Origin of the sequence: Flavobacterium sp. NPDC079362, from assembly GCF_050267765.1 — a bacterium.
Taxonomy (GTDB): Bacteria; Bacteroidota; Bacteroidia; order Flavobacteriales; family Flavobacteriaceae; genus Flavobacterium; species Flavobacterium azizsancarii.
Window position 1 is genome coordinate 88,828 of the sequence record NZ_JBNNFM010000018.1, and the last position, 19,266, is coordinate 108,093.

The 19,266-nt window shown below is 31.4% G+C and carries 17 protein-coding genes and 1 pseudogene; 15 read left to right on the plus strand and 3 right to left on the minus strand.

Annotation, left to right across the window (positions count from 1 at the left end; all coding sequences use genetic code 11):
- The first annotated feature begins 41 nt into the window (after window positions 1-41).
- From xseA to ACQKCJ_RS15760, 10 genes and pseudogenes are all read left to right on the plus strand, one after another.
- Entirely contained in the window at window positions 42-1,478 is a 1,437-nt protein-coding gene (gene xseA / locus ACQKCJ_RS15715; protein ID WP_427402381.1) for an exodeoxyribonuclease VII large subunit, read from the plus strand.
- On the plus strand, window positions 1,456-1,662 hold the full coding sequence (gene xseB, locus ACQKCJ_RS15720; RefSeq protein ID WP_271336918.1) for an exodeoxyribonuclease VII small subunit: 207 nt from the start codon (window positions 1,456-1,458) through the stop codon (window positions 1,660-1,662). The genes xseA and xseB overlap by 23 nt, the downstream gene beginning before the upstream one ends.
- A gap of 991 nt (window positions 1,663-2,653) precedes the next feature.
- Window positions 2,654-3,094: a response regulator gene (locus ACQKCJ_RS15725; protein WP_427402382.1), complete on the plus strand. Its 441-nt coding sequence runs from the start codon at window positions 2,654-2,656 to the stop codon at window positions 3,092-3,094.
- 336 nt (window positions 3,095-3,430) lie between these two features.
- Window positions 3,431-5,317, plus strand: coding sequence for an RHS repeat-associated core domain-containing protein (locus ACQKCJ_RS15730; protein ID WP_427402383.1), 1,887 nt, complete (start codon window positions 3,431-3,433; stop codon window positions 5,315-5,317).
- An 818-nt stretch (window positions 5,318-6,135) separates the two neighbouring features.
- A complete protein-coding gene (locus tag ACQKCJ_RS15735) occupies window positions 6,136-8,187 on the plus strand; it encodes a hypothetical protein (protein WP_427402384.1) in 2,052 nt (683 codons plus the stop codon).
- Window positions 8,188-8,358: 171 nt separating this feature from the next.
- A complete protein-coding gene (locus ACQKCJ_RS15740) occupies window positions 8,359-8,706 on the plus strand; it encodes a hypothetical protein (protein ID WP_427402385.1) in 348 nt (115 codons plus the stop codon).
- Window positions 8,707-8,926: 220 nt separating this feature from the next.
- Window positions 8,927-9,445: a hypothetical protein gene (locus ACQKCJ_RS15745; RefSeq protein ID WP_427402386.1), complete on the plus strand. Its 519-nt coding sequence runs from the start codon at window positions 8,927-8,929 to the stop codon at window positions 9,443-9,445.
- 37 nt (window positions 9,446-9,482) lie between these two features.
- The gene (locus tag ACQKCJ_RS15750) at window positions 9,483-9,692 is read left to right on the plus strand and encodes a hypothetical protein (protein ID WP_427402387.1); all 210 of its coding nucleotides are present in this window, start codon (window positions 9,483-9,485) and stop codon (window positions 9,690-9,692) included.
- A 648-nt stretch (window positions 9,693-10,340) separates the two neighbouring features.
- Window positions 10,341-10,475, plus strand: a pseudogene (locus tag ACQKCJ_RS15755) (TRADD-N-associated membrane domain-containing protein); the annotation flags it as partial.
- Window positions 10,476-10,526: 51 nt separating this feature from the next.
- On the plus strand, window positions 10,527-10,685 hold the full coding sequence (locus ACQKCJ_RS15760; protein ID WP_427402388.1) for a hypothetical protein: 159 nt from the start codon (window positions 10,527-10,529) through the stop codon (window positions 10,683-10,685).
- A 250-nt stretch (window positions 10,686-10,935) separates the two neighbouring features.
- Here ACQKCJ_RS15760 and ACQKCJ_RS15765 read toward each other — a convergent pair whose 3' ends face one another.
- Both ACQKCJ_RS15765 and ACQKCJ_RS15770 read right to left on the minus strand, forming a co-directional pair.
- On the minus strand, window positions 10,936-11,847 hold the full coding sequence (locus tag ACQKCJ_RS15765; RefSeq protein ID WP_427402389.1) for a transposase: 912 nt from the start codon (window positions 11,845-11,847) through the stop codon (window positions 10,936-10,938).
- 1 nt (window position 11,848) lies between these two features.
- On the minus strand, window positions 11,849-12,325 hold the full coding sequence (locus ACQKCJ_RS15770; RefSeq protein WP_427402390.1) for a transposase: 477 nt from the start codon (window positions 12,323-12,325) through the stop codon (window positions 11,849-11,851).
- 281 nt (window positions 12,326-12,606) lie between these two features.
- Here ACQKCJ_RS15770 and ACQKCJ_RS15775 point away from each other — a divergent pair, with 281 nt between their 5' ends.
- The 3 genes from ACQKCJ_RS15775 (at window position 12,607) to ACQKCJ_RS15785 (ending at window position 15,585) form a co-directional block, all read left to right on the plus strand.
- Window positions 12,607-13,191 carry a DMP19 family protein gene (locus tag ACQKCJ_RS15775; protein ID WP_427402391.1) on the plus strand — a complete coding sequence of 195 codons (585 nt, stop codon included), beginning with the start codon at window positions 12,607-12,609 and terminating at the stop codon, window positions 13,189-13,191.
- 326 nt (window positions 13,192-13,517) lie between these two features.
- The gene (locus ACQKCJ_RS15780) at window positions 13,518-14,852 is read left to right on the plus strand and encodes an AAA family ATPase (RefSeq protein ID WP_427402392.1); all 1,335 of its coding nucleotides are present in this window, start codon (window positions 13,518-13,520) and stop codon (window positions 14,850-14,852) included.
- Entirely contained in the window at window positions 14,839-15,585 is a 747-nt protein-coding gene (locus ACQKCJ_RS15785) for an HNH endonuclease (RefSeq protein WP_427402393.1), read from the plus strand. Before ACQKCJ_RS15780 ends, ACQKCJ_RS15785 begins: the two co-directional genes overlap by 14 nt.
- 21 nt (window positions 15,586-15,606) lie before the next feature.
- Here the strand turns inward: ACQKCJ_RS15785 and ACQKCJ_RS15790 are convergent, their stop codons facing one another.
- Window positions 15,607-16,245 (minus strand): tyrosine-type recombinase/integrase, encoded by a 639-nt coding sequence (locus ACQKCJ_RS15790; protein WP_427402394.1) that lies wholly within the window; start codon window positions 16,243-16,245, stop codon window positions 15,607-15,609.
- A 629-nt stretch (window positions 16,246-16,874) separates the two neighbouring features.
- Between ACQKCJ_RS15790 and gapS1 the strand changes: the two genes are divergently transcribed.
- Together gapS1 and ACQKCJ_RS15800 are read left to right on the plus strand one after the other, a co-directional pair.
- A complete protein-coding gene (gene gapS1, locus ACQKCJ_RS15795; protein WP_427402395.1) occupies window positions 16,875-18,308 on the plus strand; it encodes a GapS1 family protein in 1,434 nt (477 codons plus the stop codon).
- Window positions 18,309-18,480: 172 nt separating this feature from the next.
- Entirely contained in the window at window positions 18,481-19,029 is a 549-nt protein-coding gene (locus ACQKCJ_RS15800) for a hypothetical protein (protein WP_427402396.1), read from the plus strand.
- Window positions 19,030-19,266: the final 237 nt, after the last annotated feature.

A 19,266-nucleotide genomic window follows, 5' to 3' on the forward strand; every position in this document is an offset into this window, starting at 1 on the left:
AGGGAAATTCAATTAAGGAACACTTAAGTTCACTGCTTTTTATGGGATCAGAAAAACATATCAAACTCTCGGAGCTCAACAGAAAAATCAGTGATGCTCTCTCGGACCGCTTCAAGGGGCAGACTTTTTGGGTAGTGGCCGATATTACCAATCATTCCTATAAGGCCGACAAAAGGATCCATTACTTTGAACTGGTAGAAAAAGGGAGTACATCCAACAGCATTGTAGCCAAAATTATAGGCAAGGCCTGGGGGACGGGGTCGATGCATCTGTCTGATTTTGAAAAAAATACAGGCCAGAGCTTCACCAATAATATTAATGTGTTGGTCCTGGTTAGTGTGGATTATCATCCCCTGTTTGGACTCTCGCTGAGTGTACTGGATATCGATACCAATTTTACTTTGGGTATCCTGGAACAGCAAAGAAATGCCACCCTTAAAAGGCTGGTGCAGGAAAATGTTTTTATTTCAAAGGAAGGTGAGCAGTATAGTACCACCAACAATCAGTTAAGACTACCGGCAGTTATTCAAAAGGTGGCAGTGCTCTCGGGAATCAATTCTGCAGGTCATGAGGATTTCAGACATACCCTTGAGCACAACGATTTCGGTTATGTCTTTCAAATTGATGATTACCCGACTATCGTGCAGGGAGATAATAATGCAAAGCTTTTCCTTTGTAAACTTATTGAAATCTACACTACCGGAATACAATACGACGCCGTGGTGATCACAAGGGGTGGGGGGGCGCAGTCTGATTTTCTGATCTTTGACAATTATAATATCGGAAGGGCGGTGGCCAAGTTTCCAATTCCAGTCATCACAGGGATCGGGCATCAGAAAAACGTGAGTATAACCGACCTTATGGCCCATACCCAGACCAAGACTCCTACCAAGGCCGCTGAGTTTATCATTGCCCACAACCGCGGTTTTGAACAGAAGATCCTTTTGCTTCAGAAGAATATCGTCATTAAATCACAGCAGCTCTTTCTGGTGAATTACCAGAGCCTTTCTAGTTTAAAGAGTACTATTTCCAATAGTGCCAGGGAGCTTATTACAGGGCATAAAGATGCTCTAAATACGATTAATCAAAACACGATCAACAGCTCTAAAACCATCCTGTACCAGCAGCACAAAATGCTGCTGAGCCTGTCCCATCAAGTTTCAGCAAAGCCCAGGATTATTCTTTACAACAGGATCAACGATATTGACAATACAATCCGTAACCTGAAAACATTCACTAGTGGCTACCTTCGCAACCAGAAAGGCTATTTGGGACATTACGCTGCGAGTATTCGGATGATGTCCCCGGAGAACATCCTTAAAAAGGGCTATGCTATTGTGAAAATAAACGATCAAATCATCAGTAATGCCAATACTATAACAGTGGGGGACAACATTGATGTGATACTCTCTGATATAATTTTTAAAACCACCGTCAAGCAAAAAACAAAATACAATGGAAGAGACACTGACTTATGAAGCTGCTTACAAAGAGCTTGAAGCAATTGCAAAGGAAATAGAGAATGAAACCATTTCGGTTGATGTACTGGCCACAAAGGTTAAGAGGGCTGCCGAGCTTATTACTTTTTGCCAGACCAAACTCAAATCAACTGAAAGTGAGGTCAACAAGATTATCAGCCAGATGGAGAATCCGTCCAAATGAAAATCTCAAGAATAATAATTTAATTGTTTTGGACGTTATTTGAATATATAATCCGATACAAAATAGGATATGCAGCGCAAAGCCAGTATCCGGCCTTATATGCCTAAGACCTAAAGCCCATTAAAGATATCTTTAACGGGCTTTTATTTGTATATTATATTTATTACAATGTAATGGAATACTTTTATTTGCGTTTGTGCGGCAAGACAAGGAATACTTCTGAGGTGCTGGTAAAAATCCTTAAGATGCCACCAGGGGGACACATCTCAAGGGAATCGTTAAAATTGTGTATCCCTATGCAAGAGCTGTTTTAAAAAACCTTCGTATTACTAATTTTTGCCCATAGTTTTCAGTCCACTCAGGCGGGGATCGGTTTCAAAAGTTTTGTTTCTTCTTGATTCATGGACAAAAGTAAGTGAAATGAATGTTTGTTAAGTCTCAGACTACTTTAATACCTTAGAATTGTAATCATTTTTTACATGTATTCGAGCATGGCTCTCTAGCAGGGCATTAGACCGTCCGAGGTAATAAGTGAAGTGCAGATTAATTCCAAAATAAAATTAGTTTGATTTGGAAAACCATAAAAATTGAAATGATTTTTAAATTTCCTCTTGTGCACAAAAATACAAGCAGCACAAATTCTATAAAATTACTATTAGTGGTATCCAATATTCCCAACGCACAAAATTTTTCTTGTCATAATATATGGCAATTCTGCAAAACATCTCTATTGTTCTGATGAGGTAGTAGGAAGGAATGTTTTCTCTTGTCAATGTTGCTTTGATAGAGAAAATGTACGCTTTTACAAAAAGTTATGGCCTGAATTAATACTAAGTTTGTTGATGATTGAAGATTATTTATTTAACTAAATTTTTATTAATTGTTTTTATATTACTTTTGGATATTGTAAAGCCAATCCAACATGATAAATACTTAAAACTCAGGCATTTCTGCTAAAGAATTAAAAGAAGTAACGCCGGTAAAAATTGTTTTGGCTGAGGATGATAAAGATGATCAGGAATTATTTATGGAAGCTCTTAGTGCAACAAAAATTCCTGCAGAGGTCACTACTGTAGAAAACGGGAAAGAATTGGTTGACACCTTAAAAGAGGGGTCCGAAGGGAAACCTGATATTATTTTCATCGATATAAATATGCCCATTAAAGGGGGTAAGGAGGCATTGGCAGAAATAAAGAGCGATGAAAAGCTTAAGGAAATCCCTGCAGTTATGCTCTCCACTTCCAATCACCCTGTAGATATTGAGGATACTTTTAATAAAGGAGCAAACCTTTATATACAAAAACCGAGTTCGTTTACCGGTTTTGTTCTCATTCTCAAAAAAGTATTCATTCTCCACTGGACCAAAGCGTTACTGAATCCTGTTAAAAATATATTTTTTGTTTCTGAAAAGAATATATCTCAGAAGGATTAAATAATTAGTGTTTTTGTTTGCTTATTTTACTGAGATCTACTTTGTCAGGGAAATCCCTTATATCTACTTTACTATCTTCGTGTCAATCTTAATATTTTTCCATCCATCATCTAAACCTTGCCCTTTAATATAGGTTACCTGATGTGATTCACCTTTCATATTATCATCAGTACAGACAGCAAACTAGATTTTACAGGAAAAGCGCTTTATACGATCACAAAACACAAAAGAACATCAGGCGATAACGAGCTTACTATAAAAGAAGAATTTACCTATTCACCGCAAGATCGTTTACTAACCCATACCCATCAGATTAATGCAGGAATTGTACAATTATTGACGTCAAACAGCTATGATCAATTAGGACAACTGGAGAGTAAAAATGTGGGAGACAGTGGCGGAAATGCAAGACAAAAAGTAGATTTTAGCTATAACATAAGGGGCTGGCTTACCGGTATCAACGATACGGATAATTTACAGCCCGACTCAGATCCGGTAGACTTATTTGCCTTTAAGATTAATTATAGCAACCCATCCGGTAACTCAGCTGTGGATGCTCTCTACAATGGAAACATAGCAGAAACATTCTGGAAAACCGCATCAGATTATGCATTGCGCTCCTACGGATACAACTATGACAACCTTAACCGACTAAAGAACGCCATTTATCGAAAACCTAACGATGCTATTCCTGTATCGGGCGCTTACAATGAAAGCTTAAGCTATGATAAGAATGGTAATATTAAATATCTACAAAGATATGGCGATAGTGATGCGCCTTCTATTGTCTTTAAGATTGATGATTTGACTTATGGTTATCAAGATGAGAATTCTAATCAATTGGTAAACGTTACAGAAGGCCTTACCGGAAATGACAATGCCGGTTTTATAGACGCCAATAAAACAGGCGATGATTATGCTTATGATGCTAATGGTAATATGATTAGTGATAAAAACAAAAACATTACTAAAATAGAGTACAACCATCTTAATTTGCCTAAGAAAATTATTTTTGGAACAACTGGTTCGATTGAGTATATTTACAATGCAGTAGGGCAGAAACTCGAGAAAATTGTAACGGATAATAGTGTTGTAAACAGTACAAATTATCTGGGTGGTTTTCAGTACAAGGATAATGTTTTAGAGTTTTTTCCAACGGCTGAAGGGTATGTGAAAAATGAGAGCGGAGCCTTATCGTATGTGTTCCAGTATAAAGATCATTTAGGCAATGTTCGTGTGAGTTATGCTAAAAACCCGCAAAGCCAAGTTCTTGAAATTATCGAAGAGAATAATTATTATCCATTTGGTTTGAAGCATAAGGGATATAATGATTATTTACCAACTGCTAATAAGTATAAGTACAACGGCAAAGAGTTGCAAGACGAGCTGGGGCTTAACATGTATGACTACGGATGGAGAAATTATATGCCTGACCTCGGTCGTTGGACACAGATAGACCCTTTGTTTAATGACCTTAAATTTGCTCACGATATTAATGATGTTGACGAAGATGACCAAGAAGCGGTTTATATGTCTATTATTAATGACTTAGAAGTAGGTGGGGGGATATATAATACCGATAATTTAAATCCTTATGGTTATGGATATAATAACCCTGTAAGTTTTAATGACCCTGATGGTAGATGTGTTCAATGTATATGGGGAGCAGTAATTGGAGCTGCTGTAGACTACGGATTACAAGTTGCTGTTAATTATGCAGAAGGTAAAAAAGGTTCTGATGCTTGGACAGATGTTAGTTTAGCTTCTATTGCCGTTTCAGCTGGTGCAGGAGCTTTGAGTGGAGGTATCTCGTTATTAAATCAATATAAGAATGCTAGTAGAGGGATAAAATTAGCCGTTGATGTTACTACTGATACAGGAGTTAGTGTAGCAAGTCAAGCGATTAAAGATGGTAAAGTTTCAGTAGCGAATACACTTATTGACGTTGGTGCTGGAAGATTAGCGGCTGGTGTTGCAGGTAAAATAGAAAAAAAAGCGCTAAATTCTTCAACAGGTAAAAAACTAACAGCGGCAGTTAATACTGAAAAGAATATAGCTCGCGGAAAATCTAATGTAGCTTCTAAAGCGAAAGCAAATGTAAGTGGAGCAACAAAGAAATTGGAAAGTTATGTTGGAAAAAGAGCTGCTGTATCAGCAGCTGTTTCATCTGGGACTGCATCGACAGCAGCAAATAAAATAAAAGAAAAAGTAGAGAAGAAATGATAAAAAAAATAAAAAAATATATTAATGAAAACACTGATGTAGTAAATATACTGCTTGGAGTAATATTATTTACAATTGCAGGTTTTGTTTATTTTGATTTCGAAATTATGTTTAAAGTATTTATAGGAGTCATTTTATTTGGTATAGCCATAGGACTAATCTCCTTTGTAATAAGGATACTTTCGAAATAGAAATTACTTTAATTAAGGTAGTGTTTCAAAGTTAGTGATAAATAATTATAAATTTTAAAGGATAGAAGAGATGCTTAGCCATCTTTTTTTATGCTCAATGAAAATCTTAAACAGGTATTTATACGGTAGCCTTTTCATTATTAAAAGAATTATTTTGCAACTTAATTACTGATACAGATTATGGAAAACCGTAAACGAAAAGTAAAATGTTTTGTATGTTTGATCTTGAAGTTAATAAATGGCATAAAGCTTTATAAAATTAGATTAGTTGAGGCCATTTTATAGCTGGAATAACTAAGTTATGCGATATTTTACAAAAAACAGGAAAACCAACCAAAAACTAAAAATTAATCATTTAAACTAAAACATGTCAAATTTTTATTGTGAATACTGCGGAATTAAAGGTTCCAGTATCTCGAGTTTAACAGCTAATTCTTGCCATCGCCATCCACTAGGTGCGAGTAAAGGAAACCATAAACTCTATGAGGGAAGTGAAAAATCGCAGTACAGTTGTAAATACTGTGGTACATTAGCAACCACAATTATTGGATTAACTGGTAACACATGCCATCGTCATCCTCTAGGAACCAACAAAGGAAAACATAATCCCGTTTTATAAAAAAAATAATGAATACAATTAAATCAATTTTTCATCAAATATCAAAAATAGATGGAATTAGTTCAATTTATGTTGATCCAATACCAAAAGAAATATTAGAGCGAGTTAAAAAAAATCATAAATTATCTAAATATACAGATTTACTTTTTTGTTGTGAAGACTGGATTTATGATTCATCTGATTCTTTAGCTATAACATCACAAGAATTATCAATATTTTTTAATAATCATTTAAATACCTATTGTTGGTCTGATTTTGATTCGGTTGAATACAAATATGAAGATTCAAGCTTTTATTTTATTTTCAATTTGAATAATAAAAATACAGGCTTAAGAATTGCCCCAAATTTTTTCGGAATATTTGAAATGGCATATCCTGATGCCCCTCTTTGTGTTTCTTTTCTTCATTTATTCAATCTATTTGTAAAACAAGCTCATGAAATAAATAAAACATACGAGCTAATTCTTGAAAAACTTTCAACCTTAGAAGAACAAATGTCGGAATTGGATGAAATCGAAATACAAAAGCTTGTTGTAAAAACAATTGAAATTTATGACAATTATGTAAATGCTACAGATGAAAAAGTAAGTGATTCTAGATTAGGATATTATTTAGTAATGGCATTATGTTTAAAAAAAGAAAATTCTGAGGCTTTAAAAATAATTAATAATTTGCTTGAAAATTATGAAAATGAAATAAATTTAGAATTTTGGTATAGAGTCAAAGCTGAAATTTTACAAGAATTGAATATTGATTATGACTCCATATTGTATCACAAAAAAGCGTACAATTTATGTTCTGACACTATTGAAAAATTAAAATATAAAGATGAAATTAATGAAATTCAAAATCGATTTAATGAGAATTTCATTAATCTACCATACCAAAAGAGAAAACTAATTTTTATTAGCGATGAACTTGAATGTACACCTGAAGAAACTTTTATAGTTTTAGACAGAAATAGTCTTCCAGAAAAAATAAATTTCTACAATAATACACTTAGAAAAGAAGAACTATATATATTACATCCATATATAAAAAATATTTACATGCCTTATTCCGATTATGAAATGATTCTTTTTAGAGATAAATTTGAAGAGTTTTCATATTTCATACAGTGTTTAGGCGCTAAATCAATGACTATATCAGTTGCAAAAGGAACTAAAAACAGCAAAGCAAGTTTAACAAACTTATCGTCTTCTAAATCTAAAAATGAGACCCTAAATGGAACAATTGGAGTTAAAGGTTTAGAGTTTAATGTAGATAATAACCAAATTAAAAACAAAGAAACAAATAAAAATAATTTAACTGATGAAATAAAAGAAAGTGAAACTTCTTATTATAGAACCCAAATTTTTGAACCAACAAAAAAACCATATTTACCCTCAGAGATGATTTGGTTTGAAAATGAATCAACTTGGCAAAGATTATACAAACAAAGAATTACTGGAAACATAACAAATCATCACGACATTTTAAACTCAAAAAGTAGTCATTCAATTTCAAAAAAAGAGGAAGAAACTTTAAAAGAAGCATTTGTGAAATATATGGAAGTTGGCGCGAGTTATAAAGTTTTCAGTGCAAAGGGAAGTTCGAACGTAGAGAAGAATAAGAATATTACAGAACTTTTAGAAAGCACTTTTAATCAAAATGATACTATTCATTGGGAAATTGAAATTGAATTTGAACCAATTATGAACTTGTCAAATGAAACTATTGAGACAGATCCTGAAAATACTTCTACTTTTATTAATGAAGAAGAATATTTAGAAGAAGTCAAATTTATGCTCGAAGATGATGGTGTAATTGATGAAAAAGAAAGAAGTAGTTTAGAAAGATTTAGAGTAAAAAAAGGCATATCTAAAGAAAGAGCTACTGAGTTAGAAAGCTATTTAACTTCTTTGGCAAATTTAAATAAAAATGAAACAGAATATTTAGATGAATATCATGAAATGTTAATCGATGGAGAAATAACTGAAAAGCAAAGAAGAATTTTAAAAAGAAGAGCAATTCAGTATGATATTTCTGAGCAAAAGGTAATCGAATTGGAAAATCGATAATTGCAAAAAAACATCGCATAACCGCCGTTTGGGAATATGGCGGGTTTAGGCTTAATTTAAAGATGGTTTTGTACCTGAAAAATTAGTCATAAACCGAAAGTTTAAGCTTCTTTAAGCCGCCACATCGCCAAGCGGCCAAACGTTATGGTGCATTTTAAAAGAAATATACGTATGAAAGAAATATTTACAAGAAATGATGATTATGATAAAACGGCTTTTCTTAATTGGCGGACTTCAAAACAACAAGATGTTGAAAATTTAATTGTTCTTGCTGAAGGTTATTTATTATCAGCTATTCAGCTAACAAAATGTTGCTTAGTAGATAATTCTGATAAAAAGGCTGATATACTAATCTTTCCAATTCTAAATAATGCTAATCACGGCATTGAGTTATACCTAAAAGCGCTTATTTGGACTTTAAACAAACTTCAAAAATCAATTAAAAAAATTGAAGGAAGCCATAATATCAAACAAATGCTTGATCTTGTAAAAGGAAAATTTTGGATTATAAAGATATGACTGGTTAAAGAACTTTAACGAGAAAAATATTAACCTGATTCAATACATAGATGAATTATTTACTTTGATTTCGACTTAGGGAAAAGGCGACAATATGGATTTTTCAAGATATCCAATAACAAATAAATACGAAAACCACTTTTATATTGAAAGGTTAGATAATGGGTGGCACGGTCCGACCGAAATACCCAAACCTACCGAATCCTAAGAAAAAATTAATATGAAAGAACTAATTGACACGTTAAATCTTCCTAAACAAATATTAGACAAAACTGAAAAGCTGTTTAGTACATTATTTGGAGAAGGTTTTAAAGAAATAGGTGGTATTTTTGGAGATACAATGCGAGTAAAACGATTGGAAAATCAGATAAAAATACTTGATAAGCTAGTCAAATTATGGAAAAAAAATGGTTTGAAACCACATCAAATCAACTTAAAAACTCTTGTTCCTTTGTTAGAAAAATCTTCATTAGAAGAAGAAGACCTTAAAACTAAATGGGCAAACTTAATTACTAATATTGCTTCTTCTAAAGGAAATGGAATGGAGCCAAAATTAGTAAATACTTTATCTAGTTTATCATCATTTGAAGCTAAAATTTTAGATTATCTACAAACTAAATTTAACTTTAAAAGGGAACAAAATTTTCAAAATTCTAAAACATCATATAGAAAATATAAAACACTTGAAGAAATAAAACCGGACAATATTCTCTTTCTATTTAACGATGTAAAAAAATAACTTAACTTAAGAGTTAACTTCCATTTATATTGATAATTTGGAATCATTAGGACTAATTCGTAACGAAGATCCTCAAATTAATATTGAAGATGGATTTTCTGACGCAGAAATAGTTGAAGATAAAGAGAAAAATAAAGAGCAATCTATCGATTTAAATTTAGACTTATCTACTAGCTATACAAAATCCGATGATTTTTACTTTACCGCATATGGTTTATATTCTATCAATCAATGTAAAACCATTTAAAAAAAACGACGCACAACAGCTACAACGGATTTGGGCAATATGAATAATGGAAAGGTGATTTTGTATTTGGAAGATTTGCTTTACCTATTCATAATCACTCGAGATGCAAATCCGAAACTATGAATTAATTTAATCCCAAATCCGCTGTAGTAATAGAATGTTATTAGCCATTTTAAGAAAAAATCCCAAAAACAACTATGATACCTGATACTATATTTGACATATTTAAAAGTATAATCTCTCTTCTTATTACTTTATTCCGAAAGAATAAAAAAATTAGAAACTATGTCGTTATTGGATTATCGTTTTATATCACATTGATTACATTAATACAAGTCTTTATCTCGGAAAAAATAGATAAAGAAGTCTTACAATTTCTTGGTGCATTAGGAAGCTTCTCTGTTTTTTTACTTCTAATTGCACTTATATCGTATACACCATATACTATAGATAAAGATGGTTTAAAGGTAGAGCTTGACAATATAAAACAAGAACGAGAAAAAATAATTGAACGAATTTCGAAGAAAGATAATACTGTAATTGATACAATTCAACTCAGCTTAAATCAAATTACAGAATATTATACAATTAATTTGAGCCAAGCAAGAAGTAGCTACAGATGGAGTATAACTGCTTGTTATAGGACTTATAACTCTAATTGCAGGTGCTTGGTTGATATTTTTTCAAACAACTCCAAATATAACGGTTGGTATTATAACAGGAATTTCAGGAATCCTTATTGAATTTATCGGAGCATCAAATATTTATATTTACAATAAAAGTTTATCCCAATTAAACCTATATTTCAGAGAATTAATAAACATACAAGACACAATGTTAGCAATTGAACTTTGTGAAAAAATAGATAACTCTAGTCCTAAAAAAATTGAAATAACCGAGAAAATTATTCTAAGCCTAATGGGACGAAGCTCAATAAGAGAAAGTTTATTTGTTGATTTTAAAAATAAAAGCAAAATTAAAAAGACTCCCTAATGAATAAATTTTGGAAACAATAAAAAACAGTTGATAATAGAATAATTAATTCATGGATTTAGGTAATTGACTTAATAGAGAGTTGGTTTTGTATTGAAATGATTTGGAAATCTGAAGAATGGGCTTGATTTAGACCCAGAGGCGCTGTAGTACCAGGACGTCAGGCTGTGAAAAAACCTCTTTTTTCGATTTAAATCTTCAAAATTTGCTATACTGCAATTCAAATAAAGCCTTCTGAGAAGGCTCTTTTTCAGGCTGCTAATTTGGTCTGATAAAAATTGTTAGCTCTATTTAGCTTTAAATAAGTCGTTTCCAGTAAAAACAAGACTTTTGCTTTGTAGGGTGAGTTCCAATTTTGGAGTTTTGCAATAAGTTCGGGAACGCCCAGTATATTAATACTGCGTTTAATGTTATAGACTAACATAATTAGACTATGTTCTCCGTTTACTTTTTCTAATCCCGTTAAGTTGGTGTGGTTGTAACCCCATTGCCGTTTTATAGTACCAAAGATATGCTCGTTGATTTCCTGTCGCTTTCGATAGAGTTGAGCATTTGCGTGGTAGCGTTTATTGTTTTCTTCTACGGCATCGGCATATTGGCTACGGTCTATATCCCGACCAGCCACCCTGCTGGTACATAACTGCTTCACGGGACATTCCCTGCATTTGGATGTTCGGTATCTCTTGAATTCATAACTATCTTTATCGGTTTTCTTGTGCCAGTGACCTGTAGTTTTAAGTGTTTCACCCTGTGGACAAGTGTAGGTGTCATTGGTTTGGTCGTATTTGAACTTCGAGATCAAATAACCCTCAGCTATCCTTTCTTTATTTTTTCCTTGTTCGGGCTGTGCTACAATTGTAGTGATGTTCGCTTTTTTGCAGATTTCTATTTGTTTGCCATTATGATAGCCTTTGTCAACTAAAGCAGTATATGTTTCTATACCTAAATTCTCTTTTGCTTCAATAGCAATGGCAGATAAAGCACTGCGGTCGTTCTTGTTGATGGTATGGGTGGCTACCACAAGATTGTGTTTGGCATCTACTGCAGCTTGGACATTAAAAGATATTTCAACTACTTGTCCTTGTACTAATAAGGCTCTGGCATCGCTATCAGTAGTGCTTATTTGAGGTTCGCCGCTTGCTTTTAATTTTTCTTCCAGCAAATCATAGCGAAGCTTGTTTTAAGCGCTCTATCTTTTGTTGGATATTTTTGATTTCTGTAGAATTCTCCTTGGTATCATTTTCCTCCAAAGCATTTAGGTATTCTTGTGTTTTGATTTCAATATATACTAAATGTTGATCTATTTTTTTTTGATTGAAATTAGCTTTCTTACTATTGTGCGCTCGGCTTTTAGTTCCATCAATAGCAATGGTTTCACAGCCTATTAAATCGGCGTCTTTTGAAAAGACAACATAGAGTTTAAACAAGTTCTTTAATGCTAATGGATTATTCTTTCTGAAGTCTGATATACTGTGATAATTGGGACGAATATCTTCTAATAACCACTGCATTTCAATGTTTCTATAACATTCTTTTTCTAGTTTACGACTACTTCTCAAACCATTTAGATATCCATACAAATACTGGACTGTTATAACTTGGACGTCCCTCTTTATTAAGTGTTTGAACTGAAAAACCAAGTTTTGATAAGTCTAAAAAAGAGACAAAAGCTTCGATAAAACGTACCGGATTATCCGGACTTATAGTGTCCTCTAAACTTGAAATACGCATCTGGTGGCGAGAAATTCCTGAGATATATTGCATTCTTAAAAATATGAAAATTCCTGCTTTAATACAACTTTTTTGCTATATTTGATCAAACACAAACGGAAGTTTTTTAACTTACTGACGTTAGCGGTCAGGCTGAAAAAAAAAACAGACAAATGAAAAGAAATTTAGTAATTATGGGATTATATCGACAATGTTAAGTGTACTTGGATGCTCGCCAAACGGGAAAAAAAATGACAAAAAAATCACTCAATCAATTGAAGAATTTAATAACAAAAAAATCTATACAAAACTAAGTGAAGAAATAATTGACAATACTTCTGACGATAAATTATTACAATTAGTTTTTGACAACTTATCGCAAAAGAATTTTGAAGATTATGAAAATGAATTTGCAAATGTGATGAGTTGGAACAAATCAAAACAAGCAATTTATATGATTTGGACTTTAGAATCAGAAGTTAATAATGGTGGATATAATCAATTTTACTTTAATTCGAGTGGACAGTTTTATAAATATTTGCCAGATGCTTTAAAATTAGTTGGAGCGAATAAATATGCCGAATTGACGAAACGAGGTAATGAAATTTTTGAAAAAGAAAATCCAAAAATCACACAACATCAAGACGGAACAATAGAAGGTTTTAGTAAATCTTATGAAGACAATCCATTAAATAAGTTTGACGAAGAATTTTATAAACTTTACGAGACTGAAAATTTACAACAATTACAAGTAGATTTTATTATAAAGCATAAAACTGAATTTATCGACAACTGAGACGTAAAAAAAGCCCGAATCGCTAACAACTTCGCGAGATTGGCTGTTTTGGCTGAATTTAAAGATGGTTTTATATTTGGAAAATTTGTGTTTAATCGAAAAATCCCGCATCTTTAATCCCTAACCTCGACAAGTACCAGACCGTCAAGAAGTGAAAAAAACTCTTCAAACTTGGAAAGTATGTGGAGGGCTGCCAAAGAAAAATCTCAAATATGAGATTCTAAAGAGGTTGATTTTAGTTTTTTAACAGACTGACGTTAGCTGATATTTTGGGACACTCACTAAATCAAAAAAAAAACTTACTTTTGACATAAATTAAATCAAAAATGAATAATAAATATACCACTTACATCAGTCGAATTTATCTTGAAAACATTAAATGTTTTAAAGGTGTAAATGACTTTAATTTACTTGATGAAAATGGCAAAATTGTTCAATGGACTGTTATTTTAGGAAATAACAATTCTGGAAAAACTAATATTTTAAAATCAATCGCAGATTTAGAGCCTAGGCTTTTGAAATTTGGCGAAGAAAACAAAGGAGATGTTGAAAAAAATTGCGCACCATTAAATTTAATGAGAAGTGTTGATTATGAAAAAACTAACTCGTTAAAAGATGATAAAATAGATCGTTTTATTGGTTGTGATATTTTGTATAAAAAAAGAAGTTCAAGCAAATTACATTTTAATGGAAACTTTTCTCTTTTTGAAAAAGAAAAGAGAAGAGAAAATAACAATAGACCAAATTGGGGATTTAAGCCATTTAAAATGTGGACAGGTGGTGAATATGATATTTTAAGAAATCTGCAAATTTATGGATATGGGGTTACGAGAAGAACAGGGAATAAAGGATTAATCGGTAAGGAAAACAATTATAATTCCTCTACTCTATTTAATCCAGAAATGAGTTTAATAAACATTGAAGATTGGCTACTTCAACTTGATTATGCAAATAAAAATAATCAAAAAGTAGCAACAGAAAACCTGAAAAAGCTTAAATTGCTGATTAAGAGTGGTATATTTCCAGATATCTTTGACTTCAAATTTGATTCATCAGAAAATTTAAAAAATAATATTCTATTTAAAACAAAAAGTGGTTGGACAAAATTAGAAGATTTAGGGTATGGTTATCAAACTACTCTATCTTGGATTATAGACTTATGCAAAAAAATGTTTGAGAGATATCCTCGTTCTATAAATCCATTATCAGAACCAGCTGTTGTTTTGATAGATGAAATTGATTTACATCTACATCCTAGTTGGCAAAAAAATGTAGTTAAATTCCTGTCTGAAATTTTTCCAGCAACACAATTTATTGTTACTAGTCATAGTCCATTAGTAATACAATCTCTTGAAAAATTAAATTTATTCATATTAGATAATAGTGAAAATGGTGTTTTAATAAAAAAATCATCAAAGACTACTTTTAAAGGCTGGTCAATTGAAGAAATACTTGAAGATGTAATGAATTTACAAAATGGGAATTATTCAGACACTTACAATAGTTTTTTTAATGAATTTGATAAAGCATTAGATTTAAATGATTATAAAACTGCTCTTTCTATTTACAATAAACTTGATGCAATATTACATCCAAATAGTTCAGACAGAAAAATATTAAAACTTCAACTTTCACAATTGATTGGCAATGATAAAGCTTGATTTACCAAATAAACCCGTAAAACTTACTGATGAATTAATTGCTGAACTTACTGCTAAATATTTATTAGATAATGATGATGTTTGGAATAAAACATTCATTAGAAAATCGGTATTAGAATTTTCATATAATAAATGTTGCTATACTGAATGCAGATTAAACTCTGAAAGCAAATATATGGAAGTTGACCATTTTTTTCCAAAAGTACACTTTCCAAATGATGTTTTAACTTGGGGAAATTTATTACCCTCTTGTAAAAAATCCAACACAACCAAAGGTGAACTTAATACTCAATTATACCCAATAATAAATCCAACAATTGATAATCCTAAAGAGCATCTAAAAATTATTGGATTTAGATTTTATGATAAATCGGAAATTGGAAGACGAACGATCGATTATACTGCATTAAACGACAGACAACACTTCGTTAATAAGAGATATGATATAGGTATAAAGATAATTGAAATTGTAGAAGATATTAACCAAAATTTAGCGGATTTAATTGTTGATATAAAAAATAATCATCAAAGAATTATTCGTTTGGTAAATAAATATAAAAACCTATTAAAAGAAGCTGATAGAAAAGAAGAATTTTCAGCGACAGTTGCAACAACTATTTTAACTGATAATAATAACCAAATAATTATCAATGTTCTTAAAGAAAATAATTTTTGGGATATCGAATTAGAAGAACTAATATTAGAATTAAATTTTTGTTCTTTATACGAATAAAATAAAAACATCAGCTAATAGCTAGAGTTCGAGTAGATGTGTAGCATAGCTATGTCTTAAAGTATGTACCTGGACTTTTTTTTTCACTCCAGTAGCCGCAGCCACTTGCTTGATTGCCCATTGTACCCCGCGTTGCGAATAACGATTGTCAAAATCGCCTCCAGCTCCATTAGGCAAAGGTTGTCCATTGAAGAGGTAGTCTTTTGCCTTTGCAGATTCGATGTACTTTTTGAGCCCTTGAATTAAATGTTCTGAAAGCGGAACGTAACGGTCTTTTTTGCCTTTGCCTTGAACTACTTTGAGTTGTTTACGATCAAAATCTAAATCCTGCAAACGTACACTACGTGCTTCCATACAACGAAGTCCGCAACCATAAAGTAAGCCAATGAGGATTCGGTGCTTGAGTAAAGTGGCACTTTGAAGCATTGCCCAAACTTCTTCCTTGCTTAACACCACCGGAAGTTTTTTCTCGTATTTTATCGAAGGTAATCGCAGAAACTCATACGGAAATCCCTCGGATTTAAGCAGAAATCGCAGTCCGTAAACAGTGTGCTTGAAATACGATTGTGAAGGTGATTTTGACTTTTTCTGAAGAAAGAATAAGTAATCATGAACCTGTTCGGGATCAAGTTCCGTGGGGATTTTTCCGAAATGGAGCAAATAGCAGCAACATGAAAGGAATAATTACTAAAAGTACTCTGACTTCTGCCCAAAACTGAAACAGGGCGCTCAAAACGGTCAAGTAGTTCGGTAAATCCAGGAACTTCCCGTTTGGCTTGGTTGATAAGTTTGTTTTCTCTTAACTCTTCTGGATTCTTTTTTTTGTTACCATAATATTTGAATTTTAAGTATATTCGTAAGGTTACAAAATAACAGTGAGTGCTACCGAAGGTTTAGTTCAACCGTTACTACAACGGATTTAGGAATTAGCTTAATAGGAAGTTTGCTTTGCTTTGTATTTGGGATGATTTACTTCTGCTGTTCGCTATCGCTTAGGTGGCAAATCAGAAGAACGGTTCTTAATTATTACAAAGCCTGCACTATGATTTATTAAATAGTCAGATTGATTGGTGGATTGAATCTTTACAAAATCTAAATATTAACGTAAGTAATTTAACAATTGAAGAACTTGTTAGATTACATCATAGTCATGGAAGCATGCCAAAAGTACATTTTAAATATATTATCTCGTATGTTTTCTAAAGTAGAATGGCACAAAGTTAAGTGAAATTACATTTATAAAAGATAAAAGAAGTTGGTCGTAATTGACTACAAAACTGATAAATCACATGGAAATTACATTTTCGTACATAAGAAATAGAATTAGAGAACACCGAAAAGAAGATTTAATTGATAATTGTTACAGATTACTAGATCACTATCGAGATGAATTTGGGCCAATTTGGTTTATATTTCTTTTAATGAAATGGACGTATTTATATGGAGGTGAAAAATATCCTTTAAAAGCTTTAACTAGTCAGAAATTCAATGTTATTCTTCAACATATCACAGATTTTAATTCTGAGCATATAAGCAATTATATAAAAAATCGTAGATTAGATATAGCTATGCATATATTTTATTCGCAACAATTCTATTTACAAACAATAGTAAGAAAAGAGGTTTTTTCAGTACAATTAAATCTTTACGAAACTTTAAGTGGAAAATATGATATAGAAAAATCTTTTAAAGAAAAAACTGGTCTTTCGATTTTTGATTTTCTATATATAATGCAAATAATTTGGTTATATGTAAATTCACGAAAACATGATGACACAAATTTAAATTTTGAAGATTATTTGGAAATAGATTTTTTAAACGTTTGCGCGGAATTAACAAGCAATGAAAAAATATCAAATTTTCTTGAATTGGTTGTTCTTGATCCCATGCAATCTCACCAGAAAATTAATGAATATAAACGAAAGGTTAAGATAGAAGATCTGCAACATTTGGAAACAACTTTTTTTACAATTTATCCTTTTCAACTATACAATGGAAAAGTGCGTTTAGTACACGAAAGAGTTTTAAATTATAGCATAAACTATTTTATTTATGATTATCTAAAATCTAATGATGAAAATTTCACAACAGAGTTTGGAAATAGATTTGAAAAATATATTCAATTAGGAATAATAGAAAGCAATTTCTCCTTCATCAATGAAAATCAATTGAAAAAAAAGTTAGGTCTTAATTCAAATCTAATTGATTTTTATTTAGAAGATTTTAATGTTTTTATTGAATGCAAAGCTATTGAACTGCAACCTACACCTCTCGTAAATCCAACAGATGAGATAATCTTTAATTCTTTGAAAGAATCCATATTAAAGGCATACTTCAAACAGCTTTTAAATGTCTCAAAAAAAATTAATTCTAAAAAAGAAAATTGGGGATTAATAATTACCTATAAAGAATTATACTGGAGTCAATTTAGTGAGTTATTTGAAATTGGAAAAGATAAATTTGAGAACTCTATTGACAGTCATTTTTTACCTCCTGAAAACGTTTTTATTCTTGATATATTTTCATGGAATTCATTACTTCAAATAATTAAAGATAGAAATATAACGCTAATTGAAATATTAGAAAAAGCTAGGCTTAATAATTCGAAACCCGAAACTAGAAAACAAACATTTTCAATGCATTTAGATGAATACAATCCTGAATCTGTAAACTTTAAATTTCTTGAAAAAGAATTGAAAAAATTAGAAATCACAAAAAAATAAACATTATTATAATAGTCGTTTGGCAAGGTTGGAGTTTTATGCCGAATTTATAGTCAGTTTTGTATAAGTTAAATTTGTGTTTATCCGAAGATTAGGCTTCTTTAATCACAAACTGCTTTTAGCGAAAGAGCACTAGCAGTTATTAAAAAAAATCGAATTAATATAAACAATTATGGAAACAATTAGAGTTAACGTTTTACCGCAAAATGAAATAAGAATAATAAAAGAAATTATTATAGTCTCTGATCAAGAAAATAGAGATACTTCTTTAGGTAGTATTTTTTATGAACGTTATTTTAGTTCCGAATATAAAATTGAAGAAATTGAAGAAGAAAATAGAGACTTTACTTATTATCTTAATTATCCAAAACAAGAATATTTTCCAATAGACGATTTAGACGGAATAATTTTGCAGTCTATAAAGAATAGTTTTCCAAAATCAAGTATTAGAAATTTTATCTATTTCTCTACTGGTGATGTTGAGAGACTAGAGAATCTAAAAAATCGTCCGATAGAGAAAACTACTATAATGTTTTCACCTTTATTAATTTCTCAAAACTATCAAACTCTTTCAAATAGTAGTCAACAATTTTATCGTCCAGAAATCAATATTTACCGAGACTCTAAAAAGCAAGATGTTGAAAACATAGCTTTTTTCGGAAATTTTGACTTAAATGACAGAACAATTTTATCCAGATTAAGAGACATTAATTTCATTTAGGAATAAAAGCTAACATTTGCTACAAGAGATTTTACAATAGACTTAATAGAAATGTGGCTTTGTATTTTGGATGATTTGGCAAATTAAAATAATGGCCTTACTTTATTCCAAAACCCGTTGGATATGATGATTTTAAGGGGTAGGTATTTCGGTCGGACCGTGCCACCCATTTCGGTTGAAATGGTGCCACTTTGAAAGAGATTACAATAATACAAAAAAGTTTGTTCAGTTTAAAAA